Here is a 15,999-nt window from a genome sequence, read left to right as displayed (position 1 = left end):
TAAAAGATAAGAGATTTTTCTACCTGATGATCGAGCATGTACGCTTTATAACATCCATATCAACACAAAAAAAGGCGAGCCATCTGAGGCTCGCCTTTTTCATCTTATGTTTACTTCATTATGAAGAAAGTTCACCAGCGCGCAGGCGCCCACTTTTCTCATATACTTCTTTCAACATACGAACAGGTTGCGTACGGACAGCCGGTTTGGCAGAGACGATCTCGTTAGGTCCAACGACCACAATTTCATCTGCCGTACCTTTAACGATTGCACCGTCCTTGATTATTGCACCTTCACCGATGATGGCACGTTCGATGTGAACCCCACGGCCTATGCGTGCGTTAGGCATAACGACACTGTCTTTAACCTCAGAGCCTTTACCCACTTCAGCACCGCAGAAGATAACGGAACGTTCTGAACGACCTTCGATTGCACAAGAGTCGTGAATCATGGAAGTAACATGTTCGATCTTTGTATGTCTTGCTTTGTAAGCACTTGGCTTGGAGCGCCAGTCGCGAGTAAACATCGGCCAGTTTTCTTTTTGCAGACTCCAGTCTTCCTCGTTGTGTAACAGATCCATATGTGCATCCCAAAGGCTCTTAACCGTACCTACGTCTTTCCAATAACCATTAAAGTTATAGACAAAGAGGGGATTATTTTCGTTCAACATTTGAGGAATAACATCTTTACCGAAGTCATGGCTGGATTCAGGGTTAGCGGCATCTTGCAAGAGATGGCGTTTCAGATAATCCCATTTGAACATGTAAATGCCCATTGAAGCCAGATTACTTTTTGGTTCAGCCGGTTTCTCGGCAAACTCGGTTACACGCAAATCAGCATCGGCAGCCATGATCCCAAAGCGATGTGCTTCATCCCAAGGAACTTCCATAACTGAAATCGTTGCTGCGGCATTATTGGCTTGATGAGCCTCCAACATATCACGATAATTCATATGATAAATATGGTCACCCGACAAAATTAGAACATTTTCGGGGTTTTGTTGGTCAATATAGTCGATATTTTTATAAATAGCATCCGCCGTTCCCAAGTATTCGTCATTTCCTGTATGATAAGATGGAAGCAAGGAGATTCCTGCCTCACTTGAGTTACCATGTCCCCATGGTTCTCCTCCACCGATGTGATCGTGTAAAGATTCCGCTTGGTACTGCGTCAATACTCCTACAGTATCGATCCCTGAGTTTACGCAGTTACTGAGAGGAAAATCGATGATCCGGTAGTGCCCGCCAAACGGTACAGCGGGTTTTGCGATACTCGAGGTTAAAGGGGCTAATCGCTTCCCTTCTCCTCCCGCCAACAGCATAGCGATGCAATCTTTATTAAACATAATCGTTTCCCTCCCAAAATATTGTGCATTGTAGTACATCATTAACGCAAAGTAGAGCAAATGAAACGATTGTTACTGTAAAAATTCTGAAAATGTACAACATTTTCTAATTCACCGCATTTTTCTTTTCAACTTGGCTAGAATGGGGTAATGGTTACTGTTATATCTATTTTCTTGAGAAGAAGGTGATCTCTTGGCCATTCAACCGTTAGCACACCCGGACATATTGCCGGAGCATATTTATTTATTTCATGAAGGTAATCTTCATCACAGTTATCGAATGTTGGGCGCGCAGCCTGAGACTTGCGATGGCCTTCAGGGGTATCGCTTTACCGTGTGGGCACCAAATGCCGTAGAAGTAGGACTGGCTCTGGACCGCAATGAATGGAAAGGCGAAAAGGAACCTTTATATAAGATACCCGAATCAGGATTTTGGAGTCGTTTTTTTCCGGAAATCAGCGAAGGAACTTTATACAAGTTCCGTATATTAACGGAAGATGGAACAGAATTGCTCAAAGCGGACCCATATGCGTTTCAAGCAGAGGTTCGACCTCAGACAGCCTCTGTCACCAGTTCAATCGAAGGGTACAAATGGAATGATGGAGCCTGGAGACGCAAACAACGTGCCATGTATAACAAACCTCTACATATTTACGAAATGCACATGGGAACCTGGAAGCGCAAAGAAGACGGAAGCCTCTATAGTTATCGCGAGATGGCTGATTTGCTTGTTCCTTACTTATTAGAAATGAAATATACACATGTTGAAATGATGCCCCTTAGTGAGCATCCATATGACCTTTCTTGGGGCTACCAAAACACAGGGTTTTATGCGCCAACCAGTCGTTATGGGCATCCAAAAGATCTGATGTATCTAGTGGATACACTACATCAGGCTGGGATTGGCGTATTGCTGGATTGGGTACCTGCACATTTTGCCAAAGACGCTCATGGGTTGCGTATGTTTGATGGTACGCCTTTGTATGAGTATGCAGATCCGATGTTAGCAGAGAAGCCAGGCTGGGGTACACTCAGCTTTGACTACTCGAAACCTGAGATTCGTTCATTTCTGATCTCCAATGCATTATATTGGATGGAGATGTATCATTTTGACGGACTCCGTGTTGATGCGGTTACGAGTATGCTTCGGCTTGATTTTGAGAAGCAGCCAGGACAATATCGTACCAATGATGAAGGTGGTCTTGAGAACAAGGAAGCTGTAGCTTTTTTGCAGCAACTGAATGAGACGGTGTTCAAGTATTTCCCTTATGCGTTGATGATGGCTGAAGAATCCAGTGCATGGCCAATGGTGACTTTGCCTGTAGATGAAGGTGGTCTGGGTTTCAACTACAAATGGAACATGGGCTGGATGAACGATACGCTTGATTACATGGAATCTGATTTTCATGAGCGTCCTTCCAAACATCATTTGCTGACTTTCCCGGTCGTATACTCCTTTGCTGAAAATTATGTGCTACCTCTGTCACATGACGAGGTTGTTCATGGCAAAAAGTCGCTCCTCGACAAGATGCCAGGAACCTATGAGCAGAAATTTGCCGGCATGCGTGCTTTTCTGGGCTATTTTATGACTTTCCCAGGGAAAAAGCTGTTATTTATGGGTGGAGAATTTGGCCAGTTCATCGAATGGAAAGATGAGGATCAACTGGATTGGTTCTTGCTGGATTATGACAGTCACCGCAATTTGCATAAGTTTGAGCGTGAGCTGTCTAACCTGTACTTGAGTGAAAAAGCTTTGTGGGAGCTTGATCATTCCTTGGACGGTTATGAATGGATCACCCCGGATGATCAGGACCAGAGTGTCATTTCATACGTACGCAAAGGAAAAAAACCTGCGGATACACTCCTTGTGCTCATTAACTTTCAGCCGGTCAAGCGGGAGCGTTACCGGATTGGTGTCATGCGTCCCGGTATGTATACCGAAGTACTGAACAGTGACCATTCCGTTTACGGCGGTTCAGGCATTACTAATGATATGCAACTGCCTACCGAAAAGATTCCTTTTCATGGGCATCCGCATAGTCTCGACTTGGTATTGCCTCCGCTGAGCATCGTGATTCTAAAAAAGAACACACGTCGGAAAACGGATGAATCACCTGCGAGTATAACTTCCGTCAGTTCAAAAACGAAGAATAAAAATGAAAGCAACACGCTCAAACCGAAGAGGAGGACAAAGGCATGAATATTCTATTTGCTGCTGCTGAAGTACATCCATTTATCAAAACAGGAGGCCTTGCTGACGTAATCGGTGCTCTCCCGTTTGCTTTGAAGAAGAGCGGGGCAGATGTGCGGGTGATTATGCCTAAGTACAAGGGGATTCCCGATGAGTATAAAGACGCGTTACAGCCCGTAATTACAACGGATGTGCCTCTTGGCTGGCGCAGACCCTATTGTGGAATAGAAATGCTGGTTCATGATGGGATTCCAGTCTATTTTGTGGATAATGAGTATTATTTTGGGCGTGATGGAGTGTACGGTTATATGGATGATGGCGAGCGTTTCGCCTTCTTCAACCGTGCAGTTCTCGAAGTGTTGCCACAGATTGATTTCAAGCCTGACGTGCTGCACAGTCATGACTGGCATGCAGGAATGATTCCTTTGGTGCTTGAAGCCCACTACAGACATGATTCATTCTACAGTGATATTCGTACGGTATTCACCATACATAACTTGTTGTACCAAGGGGTATTCCCGCATGAGTTATTCAGTGATATCCTTGAGCTGGACGATCGATATTTCACCGTGGATGGAGCCGAATATTACGGTAACGTCAATTTCTTGAAAGCAGGAATTGTGTATGCTGACCATGTGACAACCGTAAGCCCAACATACGCACAGGAAGTGCAAACGTCTTATTATGGATACGGACTGGACGGACTGCTCAGTTCACTTGGAGATCGTTTCAGCGGGATTGTGAACGGGATTGATACCAAGAGTTACAACCCGGCAACGGACACCAAAATTCCAGTGAAATACAGAACCAGTCTGTCCAAGAAAACGGAGAACAAAATTGAGCTGCAAAAGGAACTTGGACTTCCTGTTCGTCCTGATGTACCACTCATGGTGATGGTGACAAGGCTCGTGGACTCTAAAGGACTTGATCTGGTCTGCCGCATCCTGGATGAATTGCTGTACTATGATGACATTCAATTCGCGGTACTGGGAACAGGAGAGCCTATGTATGAACACTGGTTCCGTGAAGCCGCTAATCGTTATCCGCTCAAAATGTCTGCCCAGATCACGTTTAACGATGGGTTATCCCGCCGTTTCTATGCAGGCAGTGATATCTTCCTGATGCCATCGAGGTTCGAACCATGTGGTATTAGTCAGCTACTGGCTCTGCGGTACGGTAGTGTGCCTCTCGTAAGGGAAACAGGCGGTCTGAACGACACTGTGCAGGCATACAATGAGTTTACTGGAGAAGGGAATGGTTTCTCATTCACAAGTTTTAATGCACATGACATGATGAATACCATTCGGCGTGCTGAGGAGATCTACAAACAGCCAGAACACTGGAAGAAAATCGTGAAAAATGCAATGGGCGGAGAATACAGCTGGAACGTCTCAGCTGAAGAATATATGGACATTTATCGTCGGATCACACTTGACCCTCTAAAATGATGTAGTCTTGAATGAGTCACAGCATATGATGCTGTGGCTTTTTCTCATCCAAAAAAACACTTCCAAAGTTCAGAATGAAGTATCATCTGAGACGGTGGAAGTGTTTTTATTTTTTTAATATGACTGTCTGATTTAAACCTCAGTTGTGTTGGATAGTTGCCGGATCAAGTTGTCTGTACAAAATGCGGTACCCATAGGGGTCAAGCTTAATATTCATCATTCCATCGGTTGGAAACACAGGCTCTTCAGTTAATGCATCTTTCCAGTCTTTTGTTTCCATGGGATGAGAAAGCGTTCGATCTTGAGGTGTATTGTTCATCCATACGGTAAAGTGAAGGTTGTCATCCACACGTTCGTACACGATACAGGGATCATTGTGATCAGCCTTGAGGAATCGGAAGCGTCCTTTGCGCAGGGCTTCATTACTTTTGCGTAAATCAATCATCAGACGATAGAAATCATACAATTCTCTGTCTTGCTTGGCCGGGTCCCATTCCATACATTTTCGACAATCCGGGTCAGCATCACCACTAATCCCAACTTCGTCGCCGTAGAAGATACAAGGTGTACCGATATAGGTGAAAAGAAATACAACCGACAACTTTAATCGGCGTTTGTCTTCTCCTAACCGGGTGAGCAGTCGTGGGGTGTCGTGGCTGCACAGCATATTAAAGATCACTTCGTTGGTTTGTTGCGGATAGCGCATAATCAGTGAACCCATCTCGTTGGCAAAGTTATAACCATCCATTGATCCACAGAAGAACTGAAGCACTTTGTCGGCAAAAGGATAATTCATGACCGAATCGAATTGATCTCCCATAAGCCAGGTCAAGGAGTCGCTCCATACTTCACCAACAATATAGGCTTCAGGATTCGCTGCTTTCACAACCTTGCGAAAATCACGCCAGAAATGGTTGTCCACTTCATTCGCTACATCCAGCCGCCAGCCGTCCAGCTTGATTTCCTTGATCCAGTACTCAGCCACATCAAGTAGATATGCCTTAACCTCAGGGTTGGCTGTATTGAACTTGGGCATGTTGCCATAGAAACCAAATGTATCGTAGGTTGGTATACCGTCCTTGATCTGAACCGGATATTCATTGATGTGGAACCAATCGGCATACTTGGAGTTTTTTCCATTCTGGAGAACGTCTTGAAAAGGAGGGAAGTCTTCGCTGCAATGGTTAAACACCGCGTCAAGCATGACACGTATACCCAGGCGATGACATTCTTCTGTCAATTGTTTGAGCAGGGCATTATCACCGAAATGGGGGTCGACTTTTTTATAATCAATCGTGTCGTATTTGTGGTAGGAATTGGCCTGGAATAACGGGGTAAAGTAAATGGCGTTCACGCCAAGTTCAGTTAGGTCATACAGATGATCCAGCACACCTTGCAGATCTCCACCAAAATAATTGTCTAACTCAGGTTTGCCACCCCAATCATGGGTTTCTTTTGGATTGAGCTTGGGATCTCCATTAGCAAACCGTTCCGTCATGATCTGATAAAAGACGGCTTCTTTGGCCCACTCGGGCACCTTAAACACATCAATTTCATGTATATACGAGAACTCATAATATCCTCCAATTGGATAGGGGGTCTCATAATGAATTCCATTATCCGCAAGAAACACATCTTCTGAACCGGCAGTTATCCGAAATATATAAGTGAGACGTTTGAATTGTGGCTTGACGGCAGCCTCCCAATAATCAAACATGTTATCCGAAGCAGCCTTCTCCAATTGAATTTCCTTGTATGTTCCATTCCAATCGTACTTATCTCCGGTCAGTGCAGTCACGTATTGTACATCATTACGTTTGGTTCGTACGCGCAGATGTATGGTAGACGAATTATAAGCATAAGCCCATTTGTCACGAGGAACATGATACATGGCTTCGAGCAGCATGACAGCACCTCCTGAATATAGGATAAGTTATAAAGGTTGTTCAAAAGCCCGCTTTTGATTACAAGTGATGCCTATCGGCATCATTGGCATCGAATATGGAATTCAGCCGAAATGTCCGTTGCTCACGTAGTTTTGCCTACGCTCCGCTACTCCATTTCTAGCTTCATCCCATCTTCTCGGTACTGAAAACCGGTCTTTTGAACATGCACTTATAGTTATAATTAACCAAGTTAGCCAGCAAACGAATCACATTTACTGTAATAAAATGTATTATTTTCATCGTTTTCAAAGGTTTCTTTCACAGCATTTCCAGCTTTGTGCTGAATATACTTACAGCTAATTTAGAAAAAAGGGTGCCCTGAACAGCTTGGAATTCAAGATTGTTCAGGGCACCCCTATATAACATGATAAAATCAAATTTTAGCGAATAGCTTGCTCAAACTCCGTGCGGATGGTTTGAAGCAGCTCTGGCTGGCTCAGTACGTCATAGGCTGTTGTTGCAAGTGCCTTTGCTCCCAGAATCATGCCATCCAGCGCACGCTCCTGTAGTGCAAGGTCACGGAAGGCTATGGAGTGCAGGGTATGCACCTCGTCTACAACACGAATGTAGGGATGGATTGCAGGACATTTCAGGGAAACGTTACCGATGTCCATAGATCCGTGATCATTACCACTCACAATCTCTTCTTGCGGGATACCAAGTTCCATCAGATTTTGACTAAACGCAGCTGAGAATGCTTCATTGGTAACCATCTCGTCATAGGATGTTTCATAGTTGGATGTCACGAGCTTACAACCTGTCTGCAAAGCAGAGCCTTCAGCGATCTGAATCACACGTTCTGTGAGGATATTCAGTTCTTTGCGAGTTGCTGCACGTACATAAAATTGCGCAGAAGCATAGTCAGGAATGATATTTGCTGCCTGACCTCCGTTGTTGATCACACCATGAATCCGAACGGTGCTTTTCACTTGTTGCCGGAATGCATTGATTCCGTTGAACGTTTGAATGACGGCATCAAGTGCATTAATACCTTCGTGCGGGCTTGCAGCAGCATGTGAAGATCGGCCATGGAATTCAAATTGCACAGCATCAATAGCCAGTGAGCTGCCTGACTTTTCGTAGGCATAATACGGATGCGCCATGAGAGCGACATCACAGTCATCGAACAACCCTGCTTCCGCCATCGGTACTTTAGCACCACGTGTCTCTTCAGCGGGGGTACCAAACACTTTAATGGTTCCACCTACTTCATCCAGAATGGATTTCAGCCCAACAGCAGCACCAAGACTCATCATACAGATCAGATGGTGACCACAAGCGTGACCGATCTCCGGCAAGGCGTCATATTCACATAATAAGGCAATGGTAGGGCCGGGTTTGGCAGCTGAATAGGTTCCGATAAAGGCTGTCTCCAGACCGAGGATTGGAGCCTCTACAGTGAAACCGTGGAAGACCAGTTCTTCTTTCAAACGGGCAGAAGCGAGATACTCTTCATTTCCCAGTTCAGGGTTGGCACCGATATATGATGAAATGGCTTTAAAACGGGAAGCATATTGATCAATAACCGACAGAATTTGTGATTTGTTAGATGTCATTAGTGTACTCCTTATGCAAAAATGAAAATAATTCATTGATTATATCATGTTTGCTTCATTTTTTCAGAAACAAGTCAAGATTTGTAATGTCAAAATGCATTGCATAATCATGCATTGTACTTTATAATGACTCAGTCATCAACATGAGAAGCATACAAAGTATTGTAAGGGGAGAGAAAAAGGTTGAAATTAATAAGTCGTTACACCATGATGCTGTTGACCTTTGTTATTCTGCTGACGACTGCCGTTCCTGTGGCACTTGCAAGTGGAACTACAGATAATTCAAGCAGTAAAAAGCTGGTGCTCGGTACAAGTGCCGATTTTGCACCATACGAATTCCATAAAGTGATTAATGGCAAAGATGAAATCGTCGGCTTCGATATTGAGATCGCCAAAGAGATTGCCAAAGATCTTGGCGCTGAGCTTGTGATTGAGGATATGGGATTCGACGGTCTTCTGCCTTCATTGCAGAGCGGGCGTGTTGATCTGGTGATTTCAGGTATGACGCCAACGGATGAGCGGAAGAAAAGTATCGATTTTTCCGACACCTATTATAAATCAAAACAAGTGATTATGGTTCGCAATGTGGATAAAGACAAATATCCAACTATGGCAGAACTTGAAAATGCGAAGATTGGCGTTCAGAAAGGCTCCATTCAGGAAACGATCGGACAGAGTATTCCAGGAGCGAAGCTTACTGCGCTGGATAAAATCTCGGATATCGTGCTTCAACTGCAAACAAAACGCATTGACGCGGCAATCGTTGAAGATACCGTTGCTGCAGGTTATCTGGACGATATCATTGGACTTGCTGCTGCTGTTCCGGACGAAGAGCAAGCAGAAGCGGCAATCGGGATTCGTAAAGGGAATACCGAGCTGCTAGCTGCAGTAAATGGAACACTGGAGCGACTGAAAAGTGAAGATAAAATCAATCAGATGGTGACGGACGCCAGCCTCTTGATGGCGGATAAAGCGAACAAATCACAAAATATTTTCCAAGTATTCTGGGAGTACAAAAGTTTCTATGCTACAGGTGTAGGATACACACTTCTGTTGTCTGCACTTGGGGTTATCTTCGGGGTAATTATTGGATTGATCATCTGTTTGTTCCGTTTGCATGACGCTGCAATCTTGCGCTGGATCGGTACTGCTTACGTTGAAGTGATCCGTGGCACACCGATGTTGGTACAGTTGATGATTATTTACTATGGTTTCTCCCTGTCCTTTGGCATTAACTTCACTGCCCTTCAGGCAGGTATCATCACGCTTTCCATTAATAGTGGTGCGTATCTGGCAGAGATTTTCCGTGCGGGTATTCAAGGTGTGGATCGTGGTCAGTTGGAGGCAGCGCGTTCATTAGGTATGGGAAGAGGCGCCGCGATGCGTTATATCATATTGCCACAAGCCTTCAAAGCTGTATTACCAGCGATCGGTAATGAATTCATAACTATCATCAAAGAATCCTCCATTATCTCCGTTATCGGTATGGTGGATATTATGTATCAGGCAAGTGTAGTCAAAAACATTACGTACCAAGGCTTGAGTCCATTTTTGATTGCAGCAGCCATCTACTTTGTAATGACGTTCATTTTGTCCAAGCTGCTGGGACGACTGGAAAGGAAGTTGAGTGCAAGTGATAGACGTTAGACAATTACACAAATCTTATGGAAATAACGATGTACTTAAGGGCATTAACGTGACGATTGGCAAAGGTGAGGTTGTCGTGGTTATCGGTCCTTCCGGTTCGGGTAAAAGTACATTCTTACGTTGTCTGAACCTGCTGGAACAGCCTACCTCGGGTGAGATTGATTTTGAAGGCGTGTCAATCACCGATCCGAAGCACAACATCAATGCGACTCGTGAGAAGATGGGTATGGTGTTCCAGCATTTCAACCTGTTCCCACACAAAACGGTAGAGCAAAACATTACGATTGCTCCGATTAAAGTGAAGAAACAATCCACTCAGGAAGCGGAGAAAATCGCCGCTGATCTGCTTAACACCGTGGGCTTGTACGATAAAAAAGATACATTCCCGAATCAGCTGTCAGGTGGACAGAAGCAGCGGATCGCCATTGCTAGAGCATTGGCCATGCAGCCGCATGTGATGCTGTTTGACGAGCCTACTTCAGCACTGGACCCTGAGATGGTCGGCGAAGTGCTGGATGTCATGAAACGTCTTGCAGAAGGCGGGATGACGATGGTCATCGTGACACATGAGATGGGTTTTGCACGTGAAGTGGGAGACCGCATCCTGTTCATGGATGGCGGGGTTATTGTGGAAGAGGGAACACCTGATGAGGTGTTTGGAGCACCCAAAAATTCACGTACACGTGATTTTCTTGCCAAAGTACTCTAAATGAAAGATTAAATAGCGTTACTGACATCGAGTCGGTAACGCTATTTTTTTGTGCGTATTAATCATTTATAGATTTGAAAAGTAACTATTCTGTTACCAGATGTAAAGGAATCAGGTCATCCAATAATTCTAAAGAATGCAGTATTCTTAAATATGATGACATGCTAAAAACCATTTGGTAAGAATTACTACAAGTTCAGGTTACAAAATTGTGATATATTGAACTCTGCCGAAACTTCCGGACAGGGAGTGTGGGGGATGTAACGATGCAGATTGTGCAGGGGGAAGATCTACGGCACACTGCTTGGGGTGAATTAGGGTACATAACGTTTCAGATGTAACGAAGAACCTATAGGGTGGGCTCCTCATCCGAATCCGACAACTAACTTCGCAGGCACAATGAGGGAGGAAGACCATGATTAACAAGAAACGTATAGCCAAAACAGCAGTAGCATTAATGACAACAGCAATGCTCATTCAAGCCGTTCCGGCTCACGCCGATTCAGTTCATGTGGCCAAAGAAGGGGATACCTTCTACACCTTATCGAAACAATATGGAGTAGCACTCAACACGTTGGTTAAAGCAAACAACGACATTTCGGCTTACAACATTTATGGTGGTTTGAAAATTACGATTCCCGGTAAGGCAAACAATGTTGCAGCCGCTGCGGCAACGGAGAGCAAGGCCCAAGCGAAGACTGTTACTACAGCGAGCTTGGACGTTAACGCAGATAACAAAGTTGTTCAAGCCTGGGGTAAAACATTCGATTACAGCAAAGCTGTGAACGTGAAAGCAACGGCATACTCAGCAGATCCGTCTGAAAATGGAGGCTGGGGTGCAGTCGATTATTTCGGAAATGACCTTGAACTGGGTACGATTGCAGTTGATCCAAGTGTAATTCCACTTGGAACCAAAGTACTGGTAACTGGTCACAGCCATCCAGGATTGCCAAAACAGGCTTTTGTAGCCACAGCACGTGATGTGGGCGGTGCAATCAAGGGTCACCGGATTGATATTTTTATCCCGGGTAGCAAACAGTCTGTAAGCTCATTTGGTTTTCAGGATGTCGAACTGTACATTCTGAAGTAGAGAGAAAATAACATTTAAAATGAATTCAAACAGGGTGTCTGCCAGTCGCTAATTTGCGATTGAACAGCACCCTTTTAATATTCTCATTAATATTCTCATTATTTGTTATCACGGTCATCCTAATCTTTGGCCTTTGGCAATCCCAGCATTTCGTCCAAGGTGACCAGTTCATATCCCCGGTTACGCAGTTCTTCAATTATTTCAGGCAATGCCTCAATCGTACCGTTCAGGTTAGATCCCACACCGCCTCCTGCATGTTGCAGAACGATGGAGCCAGGTTTCACGGCAGATAGGACGTTATCCTTCACCTCTTCCTTGGAGAGGCCTTTCCAGTCCAGGGAGTCTACGTTCCAGTTCACAATGCTATAGTGTTGTTTGGCAGCCCATCTCAGCTGTTCTTCATTAATGTCTCCATAAGGTGGCCGAATCATCTTGGGCGTATATCCCGCCAAACGTCGAATAATATCCCCGGTATGTAAAATTTGTTTGCGAAAGGCATTCATCGACAGCTTACTGAATTCAGGATGATTGTAGCTGTGATTACCAACCATATGCCCTTCCTTAACGATGCGTTTCACCAGATCCGGATGTTTCTCAGCACGACTACCCACGATGAAGAATGTAGCTCTGACATTGTATTTCTTCAATACATCCAGCACTTGTGGAGTAAATCGTGGATCAGGTACATCATCAAAAGTCAGTGCAACCTTCTTGGTTGAAGGACCATTGGTTTTGAACGTATCCGCATATTTTTGACGTAACTGTCCCAATGTCAGTTGTTCTTCTTCCGCAGAATCCGAACCTGATACTGATTCAATTGACGGGCCTGAAACATCCCGCGATGAAACTGGAGCATGATATCCCCCGAGAAAAATAACGATAACCATCAGCATAATGAGGCGTACGCGCATAATAACGGCCTCCTTTTCCAAAATGACGTTCTCCTTGGTATGCCCGAGGGTTCCATAAAATATGCGTAGTGTGAGAAGTTTCATTGCGGATTTAGCTTATGACAGCCATAATTCCTCCATATATAACATATAGAAAAGGATAGGTGGATAGGATATGAGTACATATGATTTGAAATCCATACGTTTACAGGTGATTGAAGCAGGAGAGGATAAGGTTTTTCTCGTTACCGGAGGAAAGGCGCATATTGGCGCCGTAGCCACGTTCTACGTGGATCATGAGCGCGTAAGCGGGACGACGGTACATATTCCTGGGCATAAGGAACAAGAGCTGTGTGAGCGGCTTGCCCGAAAGGCTGCCCTGCAGCTGAAAGTAACCGTTACGGTGATCATGGGTATTCATTTTGATTCCATCACGCGGATGCAGATCGACGAAATCGTGCAGACTGCAGAGAGGCTGATGGAGGATCATCTGAACAAGGATAAACGATCTTCCTAACATAAAGAGCAATCGCATGTTTTGATTTTATTTGCTAAAATTGAAACGAGTTGTAGATTGTTACGTATGTATGTTTATATACGATGTAATATCGACTAGGAGGAATAACATAATGTCCATTTTCAAACGATTGCGTGATTTAACCATGTCTAACGTTAACGCCATTATTGACAAAGCGGAAGATCCAATCAAGATGACGGACCAATATATCCGTGACATGCAAGAGGATCTGGAAGATGCGGAGAAAGCAGTAGCTCAACAGATCGCCATTGAGAAGAAGTTCAAGCAGTTATTCGAAGAGCAGGAAGCACTTGTGAAGAAACGTGAAGAGCAGGCGCATACGGCGGCACGTGCTCAGAATCTGGATTTGGCTCGGCGTGCCCTGGAAGAGAAAAAGGCTGCTGAAGAGAAGATGGTTGAGTACAAAACCAGCTATGACCAAAATAAGGCTTCTGCAGATAACCTGCGTGGCAAGCTCGACGAGATGCGTAAGCAACTGACTCAAATGAAGAACAAACGTGAAACACTGGTAGCCCGCTACAATGCAGCAAAAGCCCAAACGGAAATCAACAAAGCGTTGAATGGGTTTGGCTCCGATACTGCAAGTGCTGGTATGAAGCGTATGGAAGAGAAAATGATGCAGATGGAAGCACAGGCCGAAGCAAGTAACGAAATGTCTTCCAAAGGAAAATCTTTGGATGAAGAGTTCGAGAAGTTGGGTAAAGATCAGGCAGTTGAAGACGAACTCGCAGCATTGATGAAACAGTACGATAATAAGAACTAATACCTTGGTTGTCAGCAAGGTTAACCAGCGGAGGAGAAGAGTATTTCTCCTTCGCTTTTAAATGCGGTTCATGTTGATATGTGGGGGCTGTGTAAATGGATTTGAACATTTTGGCGATGCTGGTCTGGACCGGATCTGGTTCGGTTTTGCTGTTTGTCCTGATGTATGTTGATTCACTGTTTACGAAGTATAAGGATTTTGCTGAAGTTAAGGCTGGCAATATGGCCGTTACTACACGTATGGTTATGAAATTATTTGCACAAGGATATGTACTCGCTACGTCCATTTCTACGGCTGGTCACCTGGGAGAAGCACTGCTGGTCTCCGTTGTATCCTTTATCATTTTGTTAATTCTGGAGAGTGTTGTACACTTTATGATTCGCAAATGGGCCAATCTGGATCTGGATACGGGAATTCAGCAAGGGAAGACAGGTTACGGTTTGTTCTCTGGCGCTTTACATATCGTGGGCGCACTGATTATTGCAGCTTGTTTATAAGATAAGGAACAGGAGTAATTCTCATGAGTGTATGGAAACGAATTAAAGGAATACTAACGAAACCTGAACCACCGCAGGCAGAAAAAACGATGCTTCAGCTTGCACCTGGTGATATCTGTGAGGTTTCTCTGGTCACTTATGAAGTCGTTGGTCGGGTACAAAATCGTGCTCGAAATGCAGTTGTGCTCACGCTGCAGGATGGTACCGCATTTCGATATTTGCATATCGAAGAACGGGAACTCACACGTTACGCCCTATATACACCAATTGATGGCAGGCTTGATGCACCTGATGAGGTGCCCACATTGCTGGACCTGGATGGACGCGCATATCATCTGGAGGAAGAGTATGGAGGCATGGTATCAACGTCAGGTAGAACTCCATATGGCCAGGCTGGAGAACAATTGGTATGGCAGTATCAGTCGGATGATAATATGCTTCTTCGGGTGGAGTGGCAAGACAGAAGATTTACACTGTATGAGGGTGAGTCCATTCTTCCTGCGGATATCAAAGTGATTCGTTCGAGCTAGGAGAGGTTCCAATGAAAAAACGCTTGGCACATGGATTAAAATTAATGCTGGTCCTCAGCCTTGTGATGTCTCTGTTGTCCGCGTGCGGAGCAGCACCTTCTGTTCAGGACACATATCCGCTTGAATCGGTTAACGGCAGTGGTAACTCAACGTCCTATGTGTACCGGGCTTCGGACCGTACCGTTCCGGAAGTGGCTCAGGAATTGTCTGACCAGAGGCAACCGGATCAGATCTCGGCAGAGAACACAGAGCGTATGTTCCTCGTCTATCAGGACGAGTATTATCACCTGCAACAAGACCCGAACAAGCCGGAGGATACCTTGGTTGAGGTGGACTCCAAGGAATATGTTCGGCAGAACTACGATTCATCTTTTTTACAAGGTTACCTCACCGCTACATTAATTGGTAATCTGTTCGATTCTTTTGGCGGGCGAGGTTATGGCAACTATCGGGGATATACCAATAAAGATACGTATAAACCGAGTGCAGGATCTTATCGTGCACCAACAAGTAATGACAAGAAGCTTGCTCCACCTATTACTGTTGATCGGAAAGGTACGATTACAAGGCGCGGAAGCGATAAAGATTCAAGCGTGGGATCTGGCGGAGGATTATTCAACCGCAACAAGGATCAGAGCAAGGGAACTATTGATCGCAACAAGAGCAGTGGTGGGTTGTTTGATTCACCTAAGAAATCCTACAAAAAACCAAAAACCAGAGTGGGCGGCGGCCGAATTAAGAGGCGAAGATAATAAACATCTAATCATAAGGATGGCTGCCAATCGCATAGTTCATTTAAGAACAGTGACAAGGGAAGGCGGATTCACCTCGCCGGCACATGACCTTGGA

At 44.8% G+C, this 15,999-nt stretch carries 14 protein-coding genes and 1 riboswitch; of the genes, 10 read left to right on the top strand and 4 right to left on the bottom strand.

Annotated features, from left to right (window positions below; genetic code table 11):
• Nucleotides 1-118: 118 nt before the first annotated feature.
• On the bottom strand, nt 119-1,345 hold the full coding sequence (locus MHI12_RS17575; RefSeq protein ID WP_074095458.1) for a glucose-1-phosphate adenylyltransferase: 1,227 nt from the start codon (nt 1,343-1,345) through the stop codon (nt 119-121).
• A 193-nt stretch (nt 1,346-1,538) separates the two neighbouring features.
• Between MHI12_RS17575 and glgB the strand changes: the two genes are divergently transcribed.
• Entirely contained in the window at nt 1,539-3,545 is a 2,007-nt protein-coding gene (gene glgB / locus MHI12_RS17570) for a 1,4-alpha-glucan branching protein GlgB (protein ID WP_405169903.1), read from the top strand.
• Nucleotides 3,542-4,984 (top strand): glycogen synthase GlgA, encoded by a 1,443-nt coding sequence (glgA, locus tag MHI12_RS17565; RefSeq protein WP_405169902.1) that lies wholly within the window; start codon nt 3,542-3,544, stop codon nt 4,982-4,984. The genes glgB and glgA overlap by 4 nt, the downstream gene beginning before the upstream one ends.
• A 139-nt stretch (nt 4,985-5,123) precedes the next feature.
• On the opposite strand, the gene MHI12_RS17560 is transcribed toward glgA, so the two are convergent.
• Nucleotides 5,124-6,890: an alpha-glycosidase gene (locus MHI12_RS17560; protein ID WP_405169901.1), complete on the bottom strand. Its 1,767-nt coding sequence runs from the start codon at nt 6,888-6,890 to the stop codon at nt 5,124-5,126.
• Nucleotides 6,891-7,310: 420 nt separating this feature from the next.
• A complete protein-coding gene (locus MHI12_RS17555; protein ID WP_405169900.1) occupies nt 7,311-8,486 on the bottom strand; it encodes a M20 family metallopeptidase in 1,176 nt (391 codons plus the stop codon).
• A gap of 183 nt (nt 8,487-8,669) precedes the next feature.
• Between MHI12_RS17555 and MHI12_RS17550 the strand changes: the two genes are divergently transcribed.
• The 3 genes from MHI12_RS17550 to MHI12_RS17540 all read left to right on the top strand — a co-directional run bounded on the left by MHI12_RS17550 (nt 8,670) and on the right by MHI12_RS17540 (nt 11,932).
• On the top strand, nt 8,670-10,133 hold the full coding sequence (locus MHI12_RS17550) for an ABC transporter substrate-binding protein/permease (protein WP_081746001.1): 1,464 nt from the start codon (nt 8,670-8,672) through the stop codon (nt 10,131-10,133).
• Nucleotides 10,120-10,842 carry an amino acid ABC transporter ATP-binding protein gene (locus MHI12_RS17545; protein ID WP_036613682.1) on the top strand — a complete coding sequence of 241 codons (723 nt, stop codon included), beginning with the start codon at nt 10,120-10,122 and terminating at the stop codon, nt 10,840-10,842. The genes MHI12_RS17550 and MHI12_RS17545 overlap by 14 nt, the downstream gene beginning before the upstream one ends.
• Nucleotides 10,843-11,059: 217 nt before the next feature.
• Nucleotides 11,060-11,255, top strand: a riboswitch (cyclic di-AMP (ydaO/yuaA leader).
• 2 nt (nt 11,256-11,257) lie between these two features.
• Nucleotides 11,258-11,932, top strand: a complete 675-nt coding sequence (locus MHI12_RS17540) for a 3D domain-containing protein (protein WP_405169899.1) — start codon at nt 11,258-11,260, stop codon at nt 11,930-11,932.
• A 119-nt stretch (nt 11,933-12,051) separates the two neighbouring features.
• Here the strand turns inward: MHI12_RS17540 and MHI12_RS17535 are convergent, their stop codons facing one another.
• Complete coding sequence (locus MHI12_RS17535; protein ID WP_405169898.1) at nt 12,052-12,843, bottom strand: polysaccharide deacetylase family protein; 792 nt, start codon at nt 12,841-12,843, stop codon at nt 12,052-12,054.
• 154 nt (nt 12,844-12,997) lie between these two features.
• Between MHI12_RS17535 and MHI12_RS17530 the strand changes: the two genes are divergently transcribed.
• From MHI12_RS17530 to MHI12_RS17510, 5 genes are all read left to right on the top strand, one after another.
• Nucleotides 12,998-13,339, top strand: a complete 342-nt coding sequence (locus MHI12_RS17530) for a hypothetical protein (RefSeq protein ID WP_051447323.1) — start codon at nt 12,998-13,000, stop codon at nt 13,337-13,339.
• A gap of 112 nt (nt 13,340-13,451) precedes the next feature.
• Complete coding sequence (locus MHI12_RS17525) at nt 13,452-14,123, top strand: PspA/IM30 family protein (protein ID WP_405169897.1); 672 nt, start codon at nt 13,452-13,454, stop codon at nt 14,121-14,123.
• A gap of 95 nt (nt 14,124-14,218) precedes the next feature.
• A complete protein-coding gene (locus tag MHI12_RS17520) occupies nt 14,219-14,620 on the top strand; it encodes a DUF350 domain-containing protein (protein ID WP_036613690.1) in 402 nt (133 codons plus the stop codon).
• Nucleotides 14,621-14,643: 23 nt separating this feature from the next.
• The gene (locus tag MHI12_RS17515) at nt 14,644-15,150 is read left to right on the top strand and encodes a DUF4178 domain-containing protein (protein WP_340935671.1); all 507 of its coding nucleotides are present in this window, start codon (nt 14,644-14,646) and stop codon (nt 15,148-15,150) included.
• An 11-nt stretch (nt 15,151-15,161) separates the two neighbouring features.
• Entirely contained in the window at nt 15,162-15,902 is a 741-nt protein-coding gene (locus MHI12_RS17510; protein ID WP_017688102.1) for a DUF4247 domain-containing protein, read from the top strand.
• Nucleotides 15,903-15,999 lie beyond the last annotated feature (97 nt).

It is taken from the genome of Paenibacillus sp. FSL H8-0280 (assembly GCF_045040665.1).
Taxonomy (GTDB): domain Bacteria; phylum Bacillota; class Bacilli; order Paenibacillales; family Paenibacillaceae; genus Paenibacillus; species Paenibacillus xylanexedens_A.
This window is presented reverse-complemented; position numbering and strand designations above follow the sequence as displayed.

Excerpts from the sequence above, each read along its gene's own strand:
- MHI12_RS17575 (WP_074095458.1), bottom strand. The coding sequence starts at position 1,345 with ATGTTTAATAAAGATTGCATCGCTATGCTGTTGGCGGGAGGAGAAGGG.
- glgA (WP_405169902.1), top strand. The coding sequence starts at position 3,542 with ATGAATATTCTATTTGCTGCTGCTGAAGTACATCCATTTATCAAAACA.
- MHI12_RS17560 (WP_405169901.1), bottom strand. The coding sequence starts at position 6,890 with ATGCTGCTCGAAGCCATGTATCATGTTCCTCGTGACAAATGGGCTTAT.
- MHI12_RS17555 (WP_405169900.1), bottom strand. The coding sequence starts at position 8,486 with ATGACATCTAACAAATCACAAATTCTGTCGGTTATTGATCAATATGCT.
- MHI12_RS17540 (WP_405169899.1), top strand. The coding sequence starts at position 11,258 with ATGATTAACAAGAAACGTATAGCCAAAACAGCAGTAGCATTAATGACA.
- MHI12_RS17535 (WP_405169898.1), bottom strand. The coding sequence starts at position 12,843 with ATGCGCGTACGCCTCATTATGCTGATGGTTATCGTTATTTTTCTCGGG.
- MHI12_RS17530 (WP_051447323.1), top strand. The coding sequence starts at position 12,998 with ATGAGTACATATGATTTGAAATCCATACGTTTACAGGTGATTGAAGCA.
- MHI12_RS17525 (WP_405169897.1), top strand. The coding sequence starts at position 13,452 with ATGTCCATTTTCAAACGATTGCGTGATTTAACCATGTCTAACGTTAAC.
- MHI12_RS17520 (WP_036613690.1), top strand. The coding sequence starts at position 14,219 with ATGGATTTGAACATTTTGGCGATGCTGGTCTGGACCGGATCTGGTTCG.
- MHI12_RS17515 (WP_340935671.1), top strand. The coding sequence starts at position 14,644 with ATGAGTGTATGGAAACGAATTAAAGGAATACTAACGAAACCTGAACCA.
- MHI12_RS17510 (WP_017688102.1), top strand. The coding sequence starts at position 15,162 with ATGAAAAAACGCTTGGCACATGGATTAAAATTAATGCTGGTCCTCAGC.